Annotated in this window: 18 protein-coding genes; 8 read left to right on the top strand and 10 right to left on the bottom strand. The window is 35.0% G+C overall.

Translation table 11 applies throughout. From position 1 onward, the window contains the following. The first annotated feature begins 117 nt into the window (after nt 1–117). Nucleotides 118–1,389, top strand: a complete 1,272-nt coding sequence (locus ACFPH8_RS13905; protein WP_376861847.1) for an acetyl-CoA hydrolase/transferase family protein — start codon at nt 118–120, stop codon at nt 1,387–1,389. Nucleotides 1,390–1,392: 3 nt separating this feature from the next. Here ACFPH8_RS13905 and ACFPH8_RS13900 read toward each other — a convergent pair whose 3' ends face one another. The 4 genes from ACFPH8_RS13900 to pepE form a co-directional block, all read right to left on the bottom strand. Next, entirely contained in the window at nt 1,393–1,806 is a 414-nt protein-coding gene (locus ACFPH8_RS13900; RefSeq protein ID WP_376861845.1) for a BT0820 family HAD-type phosphatase, read from the bottom strand. 35 nt (nt 1,807–1,841) lie between these two features. Next, on the bottom strand, nt 1,842–3,359 hold the full coding sequence (gene gpmI / locus ACFPH8_RS13895) for a 2,3-bisphosphoglycerate-independent phosphoglycerate mutase (protein ID WP_376861843.1): 1,518 nt from the start codon (nt 3,357–3,359) through the stop codon (nt 1,842–1,844). A gap of 130 nt (nt 3,360–3,489) precedes the next feature. Further along, a complete protein-coding gene (locus tag ACFPH8_RS13890; RefSeq protein ID WP_376861841.1) occupies nt 3,490–3,969 on the bottom strand; it encodes a GNAT family N-acetyltransferase in 480 nt (159 codons plus the stop codon). Between the two features lie 2 nt (nt 3,970–3,971). Next, a complete protein-coding gene (pepE, locus tag ACFPH8_RS13885; RefSeq protein WP_376861839.1) occupies nt 3,972–4,679 on the bottom strand; it encodes a dipeptidase PepE in 708 nt (235 codons plus the stop codon). A 113-nt stretch (nt 4,680–4,792) separates the two neighbouring features. Here pepE and ACFPH8_RS13880 point away from each other — a divergent pair, with 113 nt between their 5' ends. The 7 genes from ACFPH8_RS13880 to ACFPH8_RS13850 all read left to right on the top strand — a co-directional run bounded on the left by ACFPH8_RS13880 (nt 4,793) and on the right by ACFPH8_RS13850 (nt 11,198). Continuing rightward, the gene (locus ACFPH8_RS13880; protein ID WP_376861837.1) at nt 4,793–5,578 is read left to right on the top strand and encodes a hypothetical protein; all 786 of its coding nucleotides are present in this window, start codon (nt 4,793–4,795) and stop codon (nt 5,576–5,578) included. Beyond that, nucleotides 5,565–6,344 carry a peptidase associated/transthyretin-like domain-containing protein gene (locus tag ACFPH8_RS13875; RefSeq protein WP_376861835.1) on the top strand — a complete coding sequence of 260 codons (780 nt, stop codon included), beginning with the start codon at nt 5,565–5,567 and terminating at the stop codon, nt 6,342–6,344. Before ACFPH8_RS13880 ends, ACFPH8_RS13875 begins: the two co-directional genes overlap by 14 nt. Then, nucleotides 6,331–7,074 (top strand): peptidase associated/transthyretin-like domain-containing protein, encoded by a 744-nt coding sequence (locus ACFPH8_RS13870; protein WP_376861833.1) that lies wholly within the window; start codon nt 6,331–6,333, stop codon nt 7,072–7,074. The genes ACFPH8_RS13875 and ACFPH8_RS13870 overlap by 14 nt, the downstream gene beginning before the upstream one ends. Before the next feature lie 7 nt (nt 7,075–7,081). After that, nucleotides 7,082–7,885 carry a peptidase associated/transthyretin-like domain-containing protein gene (locus ACFPH8_RS13865; protein ID WP_376861831.1) on the top strand — a complete coding sequence of 268 codons (804 nt, stop codon included), beginning with the start codon at nt 7,082–7,084 and terminating at the stop codon, nt 7,883–7,885. Nucleotides 7,886–7,951: 66 nt separating this feature from the next. Continuing rightward, complete coding sequence (locus tag ACFPH8_RS13860; protein WP_376861829.1) at nt 7,952–8,455, top strand: DUF6702 family protein; 504 nt, start codon at nt 7,952–7,954, stop codon at nt 8,453–8,455. A gap of 64 nt (nt 8,456–8,519) precedes the next feature. Next, a complete protein-coding gene (locus ACFPH8_RS13855; protein WP_376861827.1) occupies nt 8,520–10,829 on the top strand; it encodes a M1 family metallopeptidase in 2,310 nt (769 codons plus the stop codon). An 81-nt stretch (nt 10,830–10,910) separates the two neighbouring features. Continuing rightward, complete coding sequence (locus tag ACFPH8_RS13850; RefSeq protein WP_256476048.1) at nt 10,911–11,198, top strand: Sec-independent protein translocase subunit TatA/TatB; 288 nt, start codon at nt 10,911–10,913, stop codon at nt 11,196–11,198. 176 nt (nt 11,199–11,374) lie between these two features. Here the strand turns inward: ACFPH8_RS13850 and ACFPH8_RS13845 are convergent, their stop codons facing one another. The 6 genes from ACFPH8_RS13845 to ACFPH8_RS13820 all read right to left on the bottom strand — a co-directional run bounded on the left by ACFPH8_RS13845 (nt 11,375) and on the right by ACFPH8_RS13820 (nt 16,056). Beyond that, a complete protein-coding gene (locus ACFPH8_RS13845) occupies nt 11,375–11,857 on the bottom strand; it encodes a hypothetical protein (RefSeq protein WP_376861825.1) in 483 nt (160 codons plus the stop codon). A 148-nt stretch (nt 11,858–12,005) separates the two neighbouring features. Then, nucleotides 12,006–12,230, bottom strand: coding sequence for a hypothetical protein (locus tag ACFPH8_RS13840; RefSeq protein ID WP_376861823.1), 225 nt, complete (start codon nt 12,228–12,230; stop codon nt 12,006–12,008). Between the two features lie 246 nt (nt 12,231–12,476). Then, nucleotides 12,477–13,616, bottom strand: a complete 1,140-nt coding sequence (locus ACFPH8_RS13835; protein ID WP_376861821.1) for an oxygenase MpaB family protein — start codon at nt 13,614–13,616, stop codon at nt 12,477–12,479. Between the two features lie 109 nt (nt 13,617–13,725). Beyond that, entirely contained in the window at nt 13,726–14,370 is a 645-nt protein-coding gene (locus ACFPH8_RS13830; protein ID WP_376861819.1) for an O-methyltransferase, read from the bottom strand. Between the two features lie 63 nt (nt 14,371–14,433). Further along, nucleotides 14,434–15,516, bottom strand: coding sequence for an amidohydrolase family protein (locus ACFPH8_RS13825; protein WP_248395553.1), 1,083 nt, complete (start codon nt 15,514–15,516; stop codon nt 14,434–14,436). Nucleotides 15,517–15,519: 3 nt separating this feature from the next. After that, on the bottom strand, nt 15,520–16,056 hold the full coding sequence (locus ACFPH8_RS13820) for a 3-hydroxyanthranilate 3,4-dioxygenase (RefSeq protein WP_376861817.1): 537 nt from the start codon (nt 16,054–16,056) through the stop codon (nt 15,520–15,522). Between the last annotated feature and the right edge of the window lie 42 nt (nt 16,057–16,098).

Here is a 16,098-nt window from a genome sequence, read left to right as displayed (position 1 = left end):
CAAAAATATGGGCAAAGATACTTAATTTAAACAAGCTATGTAATCTTTAGGAATATGACTTTTGACAGCTTTTAGTTCATTCTTTTTCTCGAACTTTGCACTTTAAAATTGGAACCTATGTATAAGTCAGTTTCGGCGCAAGAGGCCGTAAAAATCGTAAAATCAAATAGTAAAATTTATATTCAAGCAGCTGCCGCAGCACCGCAAGTTTTACTTCGTGCTTTAACAGAAAGACATGAAGAATTACGCAATGTAGAAATTTGTCAGCTACACACCGAAGGTGATGCCCCTTATGCGAACCCAGAATATCGGGATAGTTTTCATGTGAATTCCTTTTTTATAGGAAAAAATGTGCGGCACACCTTGAAAGCAGGAAACGGTTCATATACGCCTGTTTTTTTAAGTGAATTACCTTTGCTTTTTAAACGTAATATTGTGGATTTACAATATGCTTTTATTCATGTGTCCGTACCTGATAAACATGGTTATTGCTCTTTAGGTGTTTCTGTTGAAGCAACGTTAGCCGCTATTGATAATGCAGATGTTGTTATAGCACAAGTAAATGTACAAATGCCAAGAACCCATGGCGCGGGAATTATTCACCATTCTGAAATTGATGTTTTTGTAGATTGTGATGAAGCTTTACCAACGCATGACATGGTAACGCCTTCCGAAATTGAAAGTAAAATTGGAACCCATGTAGCGGGTTTAATTGAAGATAGAAGTACACTTCAAATGGGAATTGGTAATATTCCAAATGCCGTTTTAACACGCTTAACGAATCATAAAGATTTAGGCCTGCATACGGAAATGTTTTCCGATGGTGTTATTGATTTAATTTTGAACGATGTCATTAACGGAAACTATAAAGGCATTAATCGTGGTCGTGCTTTAACAACTTTTTTAATGGGTTCCAAGCGACTTTATGATTATGTAGATGATAATCCATTTGTAGAAATGCGGGCTTCTAATTACACAAATGATGTCTCTATAATAAAACGAAATCCTAAAATGGTAGCGATAAACTCGGCAATAGAGGTGGATGTAACTGGACAGGTTAGTGCGGATTCAATAGGTGTACATATGTATTCTGGTGTTGGTGGGCAAATGGATTTTATTCGTGGCGCTTCCTTAAGTGAAGGCGGAAAAGCAATTATTGCTTTGCCATCTACAACAAAATCTGGAATTAGCCGTATTGTGCCGAGTTTAAAACCTGGAGCAGGAGTTGTAACAACCAGATCGCATGTGCATTATGTGGTTACGGAATACGGTATTGCCAATTTATACGGGAAAACCATTAAGGAACGCGTAAAGGCATTAGTAAATATAGCACATCCTGATCATCAAGAGACTGTTGATAAAAGTTACTTTGAATTAATAAGAGGATAGATTTTATCTTCTAAAAAAGGAAAATAATCCTTTCTTTTTAGCAAGTTTATGAGGATGGTACTTTGGGTTGGCAAGCAATTGATAAATTTCACCCCAACCCAAAAGACCGCCTATATTTCTGTCATCTATGAAAATGTCCGCATGGATTTTTCGGCTTTTCGTATAATCGAATTGCTCTTCCGGAAAACTTTTATTTACAGCATAAAATTCCAAGCCATTTTCTTTACAAAACGCAACAGCTTCTGCTAAACGAATATCGCTTCTATATGTCCATAAAATTATTCTGTGACCTTCTTTTTGCAAGCGTTCAAGTGTTTCAAAAGCAAATAGTTTAGGCTTTCCAATTTTTGGATAGGCATCTTCTACAATAGTTCCATCAAAATCGACGGCTATAATAAGTTTATCGGTGAAATTCATAGATTACATCTAATTCCTAAAATACAAAATTAAGCTTATATAAGAGGATGTTGCGTCATGGCTTCCGGTTGCGGAACTCCCATGAGTTTTAAAATTGTTGGTGCTAAATCGCCCAAAACCCCATCTTTAATAGATTTTAAATCCTTGTCAATTAAAATTATTGGAACTGGATTTGTGGTATGTGCTGTATTTGGTGAGCCATCTGGATTTATCATGGTCTCGCAATTACCATGGTCGGCAATTAGTAATGTGGTATAGTTATTTTCAAGCGCTGTTGTTATAACATCTCTAACGCACGTATCCACAACTTCACAAGCTTTTATTGCTGCAACCATAACACCTGTATGACCAACCATATCTCCATTTGCAAAATTTAAACAGACGAAATCTACATCGCCTTTCTGCAATTCTGGAATTAAAGCATCACGCAATTCGTAGGCACTCATTTCGGGTTTTAAATCGTAGGTAGCTACTTTTGGGGAGTTTCTTAAAATTCGAGTTTCACCTGTAAACGGTGTTTCACGACCACCAGAAAAGAAAAATGTTACGTGCGGATATTTTTCAGTCTCGGCAATCCGAATCTGTTTCTTATTGTGTTTTTCTAAAACTTCGCCAAGCGTATTATTTAGATTGTCTTTATGATACACGACGTGAACATTATTATAAGTGTCATCATAACTCGTCATGGTTACAAAATACAAATTAAGCTTATGCATATTTTGCTCATGAAAATCCACTTGCGAAAGTGCTTCCGTTAACTCACGACCTCTATCTGTTCTAAAATTGAAAAAGATTATTACGTCGCCATCCTTGATGGTTGCTTTTGGTTGATTTTGCGCATCAACCATAACTATAGGTTTTATAAACTCATCTGTAATACCGGCATCATAACTTTGTTGAACGGCGTCCGTGGCATTTTTTGCCGGAGTTCCTATGCCATTCACCAAAACATCATACGCTAACTTAATACGCTCCCAACGTTGATCCCGATCCATGGCATAATATCTACCCGTAATACTGGCTAATTCGGTTGGTGAATTAATTATGAAATTTTCTAATTTTGAAATAAAATCAAAACCTGACTTTGGATCTACATCACGACCATCTGTAAAGGCATGAACATACGAATTGGTAACACCGGCTTGATTGGCAGCATCTATTAATCCGTATAAATGATTAATATGAGAATGCACACCACCATCACTTACCAAACCTACAAAATGAACAGGTTTGTTATGAATGTTTGCGTAGTTAAAGGCATCAATTAAGGTGTGCTCGTCTTTGAGGGTATTATTCTTTACGGCCAAATTAATTTTCACCAAATCTTGATATACAATGCGTCCAGCGCCAAGATTCATGTGACCCACTTCGCTATTTCCCATTTGACCTTCAGGGAGTCCAACATGCAAGCCATCGGTTCGTAAACTAGCATGTGGATATTTAGAATATAGAGAATCTATAAATGGTGTGTTGGCATGATCTATAGCGGAAACTTTAGGGTCGGGAGATTTCCCCCAACCGTCTAAAATCATTAATATCACTTTTTTATCCATGGTAAAAATGCTAATAATTTAAAGCACAAAGATAGGCGTTTATTATTTCTTTGGTTTCAAAATTAAGCCTGAAAATGCTCGTGAGTTTATAATTGAGGTCTAAAAACAGCAGGTTGCTTTAAATTGTTTTTCACACGTAAAATAGTTTTTTAGTCATCAAAAAATGAATACCAATACTTTCAATATTAAAGCTGTCTCCTTCAATTTGATAGCCATGCTTTGCATAGAATTTGGTGGCCACTTCGCGCGCATTAAACCATAATCTGTCAACCTTCATTTTTAATAATTTCGCTTCACCTGCCCGAATTAAAAGTGCTCCCAAGCCTTTTTGTTGATGATTTTTTAAAATAGCCATACCTCGTAATTGATACTGTAGTTCTTCAGGAAAAACTGCGTTTTTATTTTTTATATACGTGGCAACGCCAATAATAGTTTCCTTATAAAATAATCCTAAATGGCATGTTGATGCTAACTTATCACCTTTAAAAACACAATCTTCAATAGGTCTACCGGCTCTTAAAACCGGTTGCCTAACAGCATAGGTTTCTTCAGCAGAAATAGGCTTAACACAATAGTTAAATTGGTCTATTTTATGGAAATTAGTTGTCATACTTATGTTAAATGCTGTAAACTAGTATCCGTTTTAATTTCATAAGGTTCCTTTTCATATTCAAAAATTCGAGCATCTAAAGTTCCTTTCAAGGTGATGGATTTACCTTTTACTTCTAACCAACTACCTTCACGTAATCCAACAACAGGAAATGTGTTGTATGCATGAAATTCTTTAATTCGTGTTTCGCGGGTTTCACCCATGTGTTTGGTATTCGGGATGGGATCTAGATAATGAGGATTAATATTAAATGGTACAAAGGCTAGTGCCTTAAACGTTGGCGGATATATAATAGGCATATCATTGGTGGTATTAATAGTTAAACCGCAAATATTACTGCCAGCGCTAGTTCCTAAATAAGGTGTGCCGGCATGAATGGCATTTTTTAAAGCTTCCATACAGTTGTTTTTATACAATTGAGAAAGCAAAACAAAGGTATTACCTCCACCTGTAAAAATACCTTCAGCTTGATTTATTGCTTCTGTAGCCGATTCAAACTCATGAATCCCAATCACGTTTTTATTAATTTTTTGAAAAGCCTCACGTGCTTTTTGGGTATACTCATCATGCGACATACCGCCTGGTCGTGCATAAGGAATAAATAAAATAGTTTGGCAATTTTTAAAAAACACCTGCAATTCTTCCAATAAATAATCTAAATATCCACTACCATGAATAGTTGATGTGCTTGCAATAAGTAATTGTTTCATAAGCCAAATTTTTGTAAATTTAAGTAAACATTGGATTTAACAAAAGTTTATCTACTATTTGCATTTTAATTAAGATTTGAAATAGTTTCTTTATCACAACTAAACCTACCACTATGAAACATCAATTACTCGGATTTCTCTTCTTATTTACAATTGGAACTGTTTTTTCTCAAAATACAACACGTGTTGAAGTGGAAGGGAAAATTATAGCGAATAGCGATGTGGAAGGTGTTACCATTTTTAATATTTCATCTAACAAAGGAACCATTGCGGATATTGATGGTGATTTTATCATGGAAGTGGCTATTAAAGATGTGTTGGAGGTTTCGGCTTTACAATATGAAGCACGAACAGTTGTGATAACTCAAGATGTTATTGATTCTAAAAAACTGCGCTTATTTTTAGTGGAAGCTATTAATACCTTAAGTGAAGTAATTTTGTTGCCATCCAAGTTAACAGGCGATTTATTAGTTGATATTATAAATGCCGAAACTCAAAAAGCAATTCTTATGAGTTTTGGCGATTTGAGCAATTTGGAATTTGGTGAAGATGAATTTACAAAACCACAAAATATAGCTGCCGATCCTGGTGTTTTTTATAATGGGTTGAATTTTGCAAATATTTTTGGAATCAATAAATTATTAAATGCACCTTTAAAAAAAGAATCTGTTCAATTACTTCGTGATAAAAGACCATTGGATTTAGCCGATATTTATTCACCACAATACATTAATGAAACGTACAATATTCCTTTAAAACAGGTTGAACCATTTTTTGCATTTTGTTTGGAAAACGGATTTGAAGTCAGTATGTTAGGAAAGAAAAACGAATTGAATCGTATGGAGTTCTTGCAGGAACAAAGCGAATTGTTTTTAAAACAAACTAATGGGCAGAATTAAATTATTTCTTTTATTGCTGTTGGTTACAGTTCAACAAAGTTACGCGCAAACTATAGTGCTATCCGGGAAAGTGCAAAGTACAACAGACGTAGAGAACATTCACGTTATTAATAAAACGGCACAAAAATTTACGATCACTAATGCTGATGGGGCGTTTCAGATTTCTGCAACTTTAAATGATACGTTAATTTTTACATCTATTCAACATAAAATTACATCTGTTTTAATAGATGCTGAAATTATACAAAATAAAACCTTGGTGGTTACTTTAGAAGAGCAATTAAATGAATTGGATCAAGTAGTCGTTGGAAAAATATTAACAGGGAACATGGTGTTAGATGTTTCTAGTGTTGAAGAGGAACCGATGACATCTCAGAAAGCAGGCATTCCCAGTTATCAAGGACCGCTAAAAACCCAAAGCGAACGCAAATTAAACGAAGCGACTACGGGAGGCGGGATCATTCCGCTCAATCCTATTTTAAATGCCATTTCGGGTAGAACCAAAAAGTTGAAAAAACAGGTTAAATTAGAGGAGAAGGACGATTTAATGTTTAATATAAAGAACGAGCTTTCTAACGATTTGTTCACTGAAAATCCGTTACCAGAAGAATATGTTATGGAGTATTTTTACTTTGCTTCCGAACAACCAGATTTTTTAGCGCGTTGCAAAAACAAATCATCTATTGAAATTTTGAATTATCTAATTGAAAAATTACGCGTTTTCAAACAAAATCTAAAAATCGCTAATACTCATGAAAGCGATTAGATTTGGATTCTTACTATTTATTTTCACCGCAAATATGTTTTCTCAAACTATAGATTTGGAAGGTCAGGTTATCACAAATTTAGATGCTGAAAATATTCATGTCATTAATAAAACATCAAAAAAATTCACCATTACCAATGCTTCTGGCGCGTTTGTAATTCCGGGAATGCTGAATGATGTCATTATAATTTCATCTATTCAGCATCAATTAATTTCTTTGGTTGTAGACGCTGAAATGCTTCAGGAGAAACAAATTCAGGTGTTTTTGGAGCCTTTAGTAAATATGCTGGATGAAGTGCTGGTAGGAAAAGTGCTTTCAGGTAATTTATTGCAAGATGTTCAATCCATAGCAAGCGAACCCATGACAGCTAAAAAAGCAGGTATTCCTAGTTATCAAGGAAAAATGCCCACCCAAACCGAAAGGCGTTTAAGTTATGCTAAAAGTGGTATGATTGGCATGCTGGTAAATACCATTAATGGCAACATTAAACGCTATAAAAGGCAAGCAGAGCTCGAAGAGAAAGATGAGCTTTTGCACAAAATTCGCGTGGCTCATGAAGCTGATTTGTTTACTAATTATCCATTAGAACCAGCTTTGCGTATGGATTATTTTTACTTTTGTTCTGAAGATACGAAATTTTTAGAGCGTTGTAAAAGTATAAATGGAATTGATGTTTTGCAGTTTTTAGTTGAAAAATTGGAACGCTATAAACAAAATATAAAAAGGTGAACGTGTTATGGGTAAATTCCTATGTATCGTGATTTTGGTTTGTGGCTTTACGCATCACCATGTGGTTGCGCAAACTAAAATGCTTCGGGGAAAAGTACTAACATCTCAAGATGCCGAGAATGTTCATGTTATTAATAAATCATCAAAAAAGAACACTATTACTAATAGTTCTGGACTGTTTGAAATTGAAGTCAAGTTACAGGATACCTTAATTTTTTCGTCCCTTCAGCATGAATTGCAAATGCTTATGGTGGACCAAGAAACTTATAAAAACGGAACAGTAGTTATTACCTTATTGGAACACTTAAATAAACTAGATGAGGTAACCGTTGGAAAAGTTTTAACGGGAAATATGAATTCTGATGTGGCTAATGTGGAAGGCGAACCCATGACATCTAAAAAAGCGGGTATTCCCAGTTATCAAGGCAAACCATTAACACAGACACAACGACATTTAAAAGATGCTGGCGATTTAGACCCAAAACTCGGTGGCTCTTTAGGAGGTTTAGGAGCTTCAATTAGGCTGGTTCCGGTTATTAATGCTATCACCGGTAGAACCAAAGAAATGAAAACGTTTGTGCAATTAGAAGAAAAAGAAGCGCTTATGTATCATTTAAAAACCCATATTTCGGAAACTGTTTTTGCCGATTACCCTTTGGAGGATGTATATGTTATGGAATTTCTCTTTTTTGTTTCAGAACAACCAGACTTTCTAGAACGTTGTAAAAACAAATCAGCGGTTAATCACTATGAGTATCTTAAGGAAAAGCTGTTTATTTATTATGATAATAAAAACATAAAGTATCCGTAATTTTAAGATGGAATAATTTTTGAACCCAATGAATAACTACATTAGCATTTTAAAAATCACAAATAAATGAAATTACTTAAATACCTATTCATTTTAGCCATTATTCCACTTCTAGCTTTTTCGTCAGCACACAAATATTATGTGAGTATTACGCAAATTGAATATGTAAAAGAAAAACAATCCGTTCAAATTATAACCCGAATATTTGTAGATGATTTCGAGCGTTTAATTCGCACAAGATATGACGAAACTGTAACATTAGCAGCCAAAAGTGAGTCTAAAAATGTAAACCAATATATTGGAAAATATCTTGTTGAAAAAATGGCGATAACCATCAATGGCAAGCACGCTAATATGCTGTTTTTAGGTAAAGAATATGAAAATGACATTGTGTATTGTTATTTAGAAATTACAAATGTGCCTTCAATCCAATCATTTGAAGTTAGTAATCAAGTATTATTCGATTTGTTTCCTGACCAGAAAAATATTGTAAGAACCAATATTAATGATGAGAATAATAGCTTTATACTGATAAAACAAAATGATAAAGGAATGTTAAACTTTAATTAATGTAATTCATTACCTTAAAAAAGTGTTAATTTTCCAATCAATTATATAGTAATACAAACCAACTATGAGAAAACTAAAGTACCTTTTTCTATCTGCTTTATTTGTTTCCCTTGGAGCATTTGCTCAAGATGAGGAACAGAAACCAGAACGTAAACCAGGTCATACAAACAATAATAAATTCAAACAATTGTATGATGAATTTTCAACACCAAATATGTTCCGTACAGCATCAGGAGCACCAGGTCCAGCTTATTATCAGCAGCAAGCAGATTATAAAATGGATTTAACGTTGGATGATGACAAAGCCACAATATCCGGTTTTGAAACTATTACATACACTAATAATTCACCGGATCCTTTAAAGTATTTATGGGTGCAGCTAGATCAAAATATGCGTGCTAAAGATTCACAGTCGCCTTTAATTGAAGGTAGTGGTGTGCGTGGAGCACAACAAGCTGGTAGCTTTGCTTCAGAATATATGACAGACGGTTTTGATGGTGGTTTTAAAATAGAAGCCGTTACAGATGCTAGCGGAAAAGCATTGCCACACATGATAAATCGTACCATGATGCGTGTTGAATTGCCAAAAGCAATGGGTACAGGTGATAAATTTGTATTCTCTATCAAATGGTGGTACAATATTAATGATTATGTAAATATGGGTGGACGCTCTGGATATGAATTTTTCCCAGAAGATGGTAATAGAAACTATATTATTGCACAGTTCTTTCCAAGAATGGCTGTTTACAGTGATGTAGAAGGTTGGCAAAACTCCCAATTCTGGGGACGTGATGAATTTGCTTTACCGTTTGGTAATTATGAAGTGAATATTACGGTGCCTTCAGATCATATTATGGATGCAACGGGTGTTTTAACCAACCGTAAAGAGGTGTTTTCAAAAGACATGATGAAGCGTTACGAACAAGCGCAAGAATCCTATGATAAGCCTGTTTTTATCGTAACACAAGAAGAAGCTGAAAAGGCAGAAAAAGGTCGTGCAACAGGGAGTAAAACCTGGAAATATTCGGCAGAAAATGTTCGAGATTTTGCATTTGCAACGTCTAGAAAATACATCTGGGATATGATGGCAGTTAAAATTGGCGACAGAGATGTCATGGCTGTTTCTATGTACCCTAAAGAAGGAAACCCGTTATGGGAAGAGTGGTCCACCTATGCCGTGGCAAGTACATTAAAAACATACTCACGTATGACATTTGATTATCCATACCATAAAGCTATTTCGGTTCATGCCAAGCAACAAGGAATGGAATACCCAATGATTTGTTTTAATTACGGACGTCCAGATAAAGATGGAAAATACAGCGATCGTACTAAATACGGGATGATTAGTGTTATTATCCATGAAGTAGGCCATAACTATTTCCCCATGATTGTAAATAGTGATGAGCGTCAGTGGACTTGGATGGATGAAGGTTTAAATACCTTCGCTCAATATGTAGCTGAACAAGATTTTGGTGAGTGGTATCCAGCCGCTTTATCTGAAGGACATGATAAATATCCATCAAGTCGTGGACCAGCCGCTAACATTGTACCTTATATGGGTGGCGATCAAGATTATATTGCGCCTATTATGACTAAAGGTTTAAACACCTATCAGTTTGGAAATAATGCTTATGGAAAACCGGCTACAGCTCTAAATATTTTAAGAGAAACCGTTATGGGGCGTGAGTTGTTTGACTATGCCTTTAGGGAATATGCAAACCGTTGGATGTTTAAGCACCCAACACCAGAAGATTTCTTTAGAACTATGGAAGATGCATCGGCATTCGATTTAGATTGGTTCTGGAGAGGTTGGTTTTATACAACAGATTATGTAGATATGGGTGTTAAAGAGGTGAAAAAATATTATGTTTCATCGGAGCCTAATGCACGTATTAAAGAAATGGTAAAACAACGTGGCATGAAAATGAGCGATTTACCACCTTTAGTTTATATGGTTGAAGAAGGAAGTGAGGAATTTACTGAAGACATGAAAAATGGTACGCTTTTAGAAAACTCACCAACTTTAAAGGAATATGTAATGGATAATTTTACACCTGAAGAACGTGCTAAAATTAAACAACCTAAATATTTCTACAGCGTAACGTTTGAGAAGCCAGGCGGATTAGTCATGCCAATTATAGTGGAGTATACCTATGCCGATGGTACAACCAAAATGGAAAAATATCCAGCACAAATCTGGCGGTTAAATGATAAAGAAGTAAGCAAAGCAGTAGCGTCTGATAAGGAGATTGTTAAAATTACTGTCGATCCTAATTTAGAGACAGCTGATGTAGATACATCAAACAATTCGTGGCCACGAGAAGTGACACAAAGCCAGTTTGATCAGTTCAAGGATAAGAAAAAAGATTAATTATTATAATATTTTATTAAAAGCCGACTTTTAACAGTCGGCTTTTTTTATTCGTATCAAACTACTTACTATATTTGCATCGTGATACAACAAGCCATATACTTATTTATAGGTACTACCGAAATCATGTTTATACTATTTATAGTAGTCATGGTCTTTGGTGCCGATAAAATTCCTGAAATAGCTCGCGGAATGGGTAAAGGTATGCGCATGCTTAAAGATGCGTCCAACGACCTGAAATCTGAAATCACCAAAAGTGCCGAAAAAAATGGCATTGATACCAGCGTTACCAAAGATGTTCAAGACGAACTGAATAAAGTAAAAGACGAATTGGAGGATTTTACGGGGTCTGTGAGGCGGAAACTTTAAAAGAATATTGGGTCTTTACTTTATTAGATAAGCATTTTCTTTATTATAATTTTTCAGTTTCGTTTACGTTTACGTATATGAAATGTTGCGTGTTTGTGTGCGAGGATTTTCCGAAGGAAAATCAGATGCAAGCAAACAAAGCAACTAACATTGGTTAAGCACAAAATAGCAATTTTTTATATACTATGTTGTGCCTTGTTTTTTTCTTGTTTAATTATTCCGATGACCTTTGTCAATTCATTCATGCTTTTTTTTGAATTCATTCTGAACCAAAATTCAATAATTAAAAGCCTATAACCCAAAATGAGTAGAATGATTTTTAATGAAGTTTCGAATTCGCCCCGAATTAATGAAATAACAAATCCCGAAATGAGAAATAAAACTAAAATCCTTAAAAGCAGTTTATATATTTTACTGATTTGAATTTCCAACATTCCATTTTTGTTTTCTATTTTTCCTTTCACGACACAAAATGAGCCAAATATTCTTTTTGCTAATTTTATTTCAAAGCCATTTTGACTAACCTTTCCGATAAATATTTTATTCCATTTCACAATAAATTGTTCGTCCGACAAAGTTTCCTTCTGCAAGTCGGAAAGAGTTTTCGAACTCTCATTCTTTAAGTCAATTAAATACTTTTTTTCGGGAAATATCTTCAATTAGTTCAGTTTTTTAAATGAGGCACAACGTTATGATATGAAATCGTTTGAATGTTTTATATCAGTTGTAAACGAAGTTCGTTAATTTTTTTAAGAAAGTCAAGTTTTAACTATTCTGCTAAATGATAAGCTATTACGAATTATAAACTTACTCTATAATCTCATAATCAATATCCAATTTTCGCAAAGCTCTTAATGCCGAACCCGAGTTTTTATCAGATACGGCAATAGCAACAGCATCGCCTTCTAATAGGATATCGGTGAGTTCATTAGCTAGAGATTCAGATATGTTTTTTGAAATCTCAACCATACATTTGGCTATCGCTCGTCTGTCTGGTCTTTGAGCTTCACAGGACAATAAGTTTAATTTCATAAAAACATAATTTATAAAGGTGCTAAATTAGAATCCAGACTACACATCCACATTACATGCAAATTGATGCGCTGGTTTGTTTATTATAGCAACCAAGTTAGGTAAAATTAAATATAGCAATTTATTTCCGATAGCTTGCAGGATAAATAGGTTTATAGACCTTGCTACTAGTTCATAACTCCATCATGAATTGCTATTAAGAATATTCCACGAGAGGATAATTTTCTAAATGTTGTATTTAGAATTTTAAATGACCTGTTGAGTGATGGCATTTTTATAATCATTCAATATACTTTTCTGATTTGCTCTTCCTTCCTGAATTTCCCGTTCTGTGTTTATAATTAATTGATTCTTCAATTGCACGGCTTTCGGAATGATATTCTTAAATCGGACCTCTGGTATATTTAAGTTTTGCCGGATGTTGCCATCAATTAAATAATTAGAAATACTTTTATGAATATATCCCATATTTCGTTTAATAATATCTAACTTAAACATACTTATAGGGGTGTTTTCATTTAACAACGACTCGGAGAGTTTAATAGCATCTTCGTCTGGTTGCCCTTGGTATTTAGTCCAAAAATGAAAGAAACTTAAAGCTTCTATTTTATTGTTCGGAATAAGTTCCTTTGGAACACCTAAAAGATAGGTTACGTATTTCCATAGGTGGAAAACGCCTAATTCTTCCTTTTCAGAATAGTTGAAATTTAATTTTTGTAATCCATATAAGTAGTAAACCGTGAAAGCAATGTTCGTAGCAATCATATCGGCATAATTAATGGGCTCGCCATAGCAATCTTTATTCCATTCTGGATGTTTTTTTTGAATCATTAAGCGCGAGGCAGAATGAATTAAGCGCGTTTGCATGCATGCATTTAAGCGCTTGTCATGTGCATTTTTATCGCTTCTACTAACTTCAACCCAAAAATTGAGTGTGTTATAAAGGCGGTTAGCGGCTCCCTTTTCTAAAGATCCAGTAGCAACTAAAGGCTTGGTTAGGTTTGCAAAATTATAACCACCTAAAAGGGCAAAGTTGCGTAAAACCAAGAGTCCGTTTAGACCACTTCTTTCTGAAAGTTTACAGCCTGCTTGAATTAAATCGAAATCAACCCAATTTGGGACATGGTACAAATTATTTTTAAATTTCAGATAGTTTAAAGGTAGGTTCTTATTTTCATGATTCTGGTGTAAAGATTTCATGATGGTTTTAAAATCACCATTTTCTAACCACCCTTTTGTTAATGTTTCTAGCTCATCATCGTACTGAAGAAATAATTGAGTGCTATAATTAGATATTAAATTTTCTTCATGGATATTGGCCCAAACTAGAAAATCTTTACCGTTGCCTGTCTTCCAAAAGCTGTTATTTTCCGTATTCTCAAACATGGTTGTTTTGTTGGATTATAATAGATATTAGTATGTAGAAATGACATTAATCAAAAAATTTAGGCTCCTTTTATGGGAAGTGCTTTACATTTTTAAATGTCGTGAATTATTATTTTTTTCTGCTAATCGTTAACCCATCACGAATGGGTAATAAAACAGTTTCTACACATGGATCGTTTTTAAGCAATGTGTTATATGCAATTAAAGCCGGAGTGGATGTGTCGTCCTTTTTAAAGCTTGTATCGAGTATTTTACCACTCCAAAGTACATTGTCTGACAAGATGATGCCTCCAGGATTTAAACGCTCTATAATCAGTTCAAAATACGCAGAATAGTTTTCCTTATCGGCATCTATAAAAACCAAATCGTAGGTTTTATTGAGTGTTGGAATAATATCCAAGGCGTTTCCTAAATGCTGATGAATTTGCGCTCCAAATTCAGATTTATCAAAATATTTGCGCTGAAAATCAACAAGCTCTTCGTTAATATCAATGGTATGAAGTTCGCCTTCCTTTTGCATGCCTTCTGCTAAACACAAAGCGGAATACCCGGTATAAGTGCCAATTTCCAAAATGGTTTTTGGGTTGATTAATTTAGAAATCATACTTAACACGCGACCTTGGTAATGCCCACTTAACATGCGTGGTTGCAAAATTTTTTGGTAGGTTTCTCGTGTTAACTGTTGTAGTAATTCAGGTTCGTTTTCCGAATGGTTTACCACATAGGTATCTAAATCTTCTGAAAGGAAATGCATGTTTTATTGTTAACTGTTGCGAGTTGTTTGTTGTTGAGCTGCTTGCTTGATTATAGTGGCAATTTATCCTAAAATCCGGTTGACTAATTTCTGTTTCGCTATTTCATCATCACCACACAACCACTGGATAACGTTGTCTTCCCAAATGGCATCGCGTTCGGTTTCTGAAATTATTTTTTGTTCCATGGCCAGATCTAAAATCTTTCCGGGATAGGACGATTGTTTTTCACTTTCCATTTCGCCTAGTGGATAGGGATCATCAAGTCCCATTAACACTTGTTTGGAGCCTTGATTTTTTATTAATAATTGCAGGCCACCAGTATCATGAACCAAAGTATCAAAAAAGATGTTTTTATGTCCAACGGCTTTTCTCGGGTGACTTTTGCCTTCAAATAAATCTGGTCTGCCATCAAACCCTTGAATTCGGCGGCCTAAATTAATTTGTGCTAATTGGCCACCATGTGCAAAACAGGTTCGCATATTTGGGAACTTATCTTGGTACCCATTTAAGGTTAAAAAATGATAGGCATCCGCGCATTGCGCCAACATCCAAATTAAGTGAAAACGCCAAGAGGTGTTTTCTAACTTGATGAACTTTTCACCATCATAAGGATGAATTTCTACGGCTAAATTATATTTATTGGCCAATTCAAAAATGGGCTCATTTTCTTCATCAAAAATACAACGCCACGTACCAATGGTATCCATATAGTGGGTTGGTAAGCAGAGCAATTGCATGCCTAGTTCTTCCACACAACGTTCAATTTCCCAACAGGCACCTTCTACAAAACCAGGGTGAACAACAAAACCACAGGTAAATTTACTTGGGTTTTCGCGTTGTGCTTTCGCATTAAAATCATTTTGAAAACGCAAGGCTTTTCGCATTTCTTCCACACGTAAACCATTTCCGTATAACTGCGATAAATTTAAAACTACGGCGTGGTCTATTTTAAAACGCTCCATCCATGCTAACTTTTCATCTAAAAAGAAACTAGAATCCGTAATGGGTCTGTTCCAATCTTTCTGAAGCATAAATTTCCGGTCTTTATCTACCCAGAAAATACCCTTGTCTTGCATAAATTGGGGAATTTCCTCTGGATAGGGAAGTAGGTGTGAGTGGCCGTTAATTCGAAGTTTTCGTTTCATAATTTAGTCTTCTATCTGTACTTTTTTTGGTGGCTCCATGGTTTCGCCACAATTAGGACATGTTCGTTTGGCTTGATCGCCGTAGTATTTATCAAAAATTACAGGCATATCCGTTTCAATATTCTCAACGGTAAAATCCTCTTCGTATAATTTAGTGGTGCAGTTTTCGCAGAACCAAAGTAAGGCATCTTGAATACCTTTTTCTCGAGGATATTCAATTACTAATCCCACGGTGTTGGCACCTCGTTGTGGAGAATGCGGCACTTTTGGCGGTAGTAGGAAAATGTCTCCTTCGTTTATATGAATATCTTTTGGTTTGCCATTTTCTATAACCTTTAAAACCATGTCACCTTCTATTTGGTAAAAGAATTCAGGTGTTTCGTTATAATGGTAGTCCTTTCGGTTGTTTGGGCCGCCCACGACCATCACAATGAAATCGCCATCTTTCCAAACAACTTTATTGCCAACTGGTGGTTTTAAAAGATGTCTGTTTTCTTCTATCCATGCTTTAAAATTAATAGGTGGAAATATGGTGCTCATTTTGTGTTTTTTTAAGAAATGAATGATATAAAGTTACAAACT

This window comes from Bizionia hallyeonensis (assembly GCF_042657385.1).
Taxonomy (GTDB): Bacteria; Bacteroidota; Bacteroidia; order Flavobacteriales; family Flavobacteriaceae; genus Algorimicrobium; species Algorimicrobium hallyeonense.
This window is presented reverse-complemented; position numbering and strand designations above follow the sequence as displayed.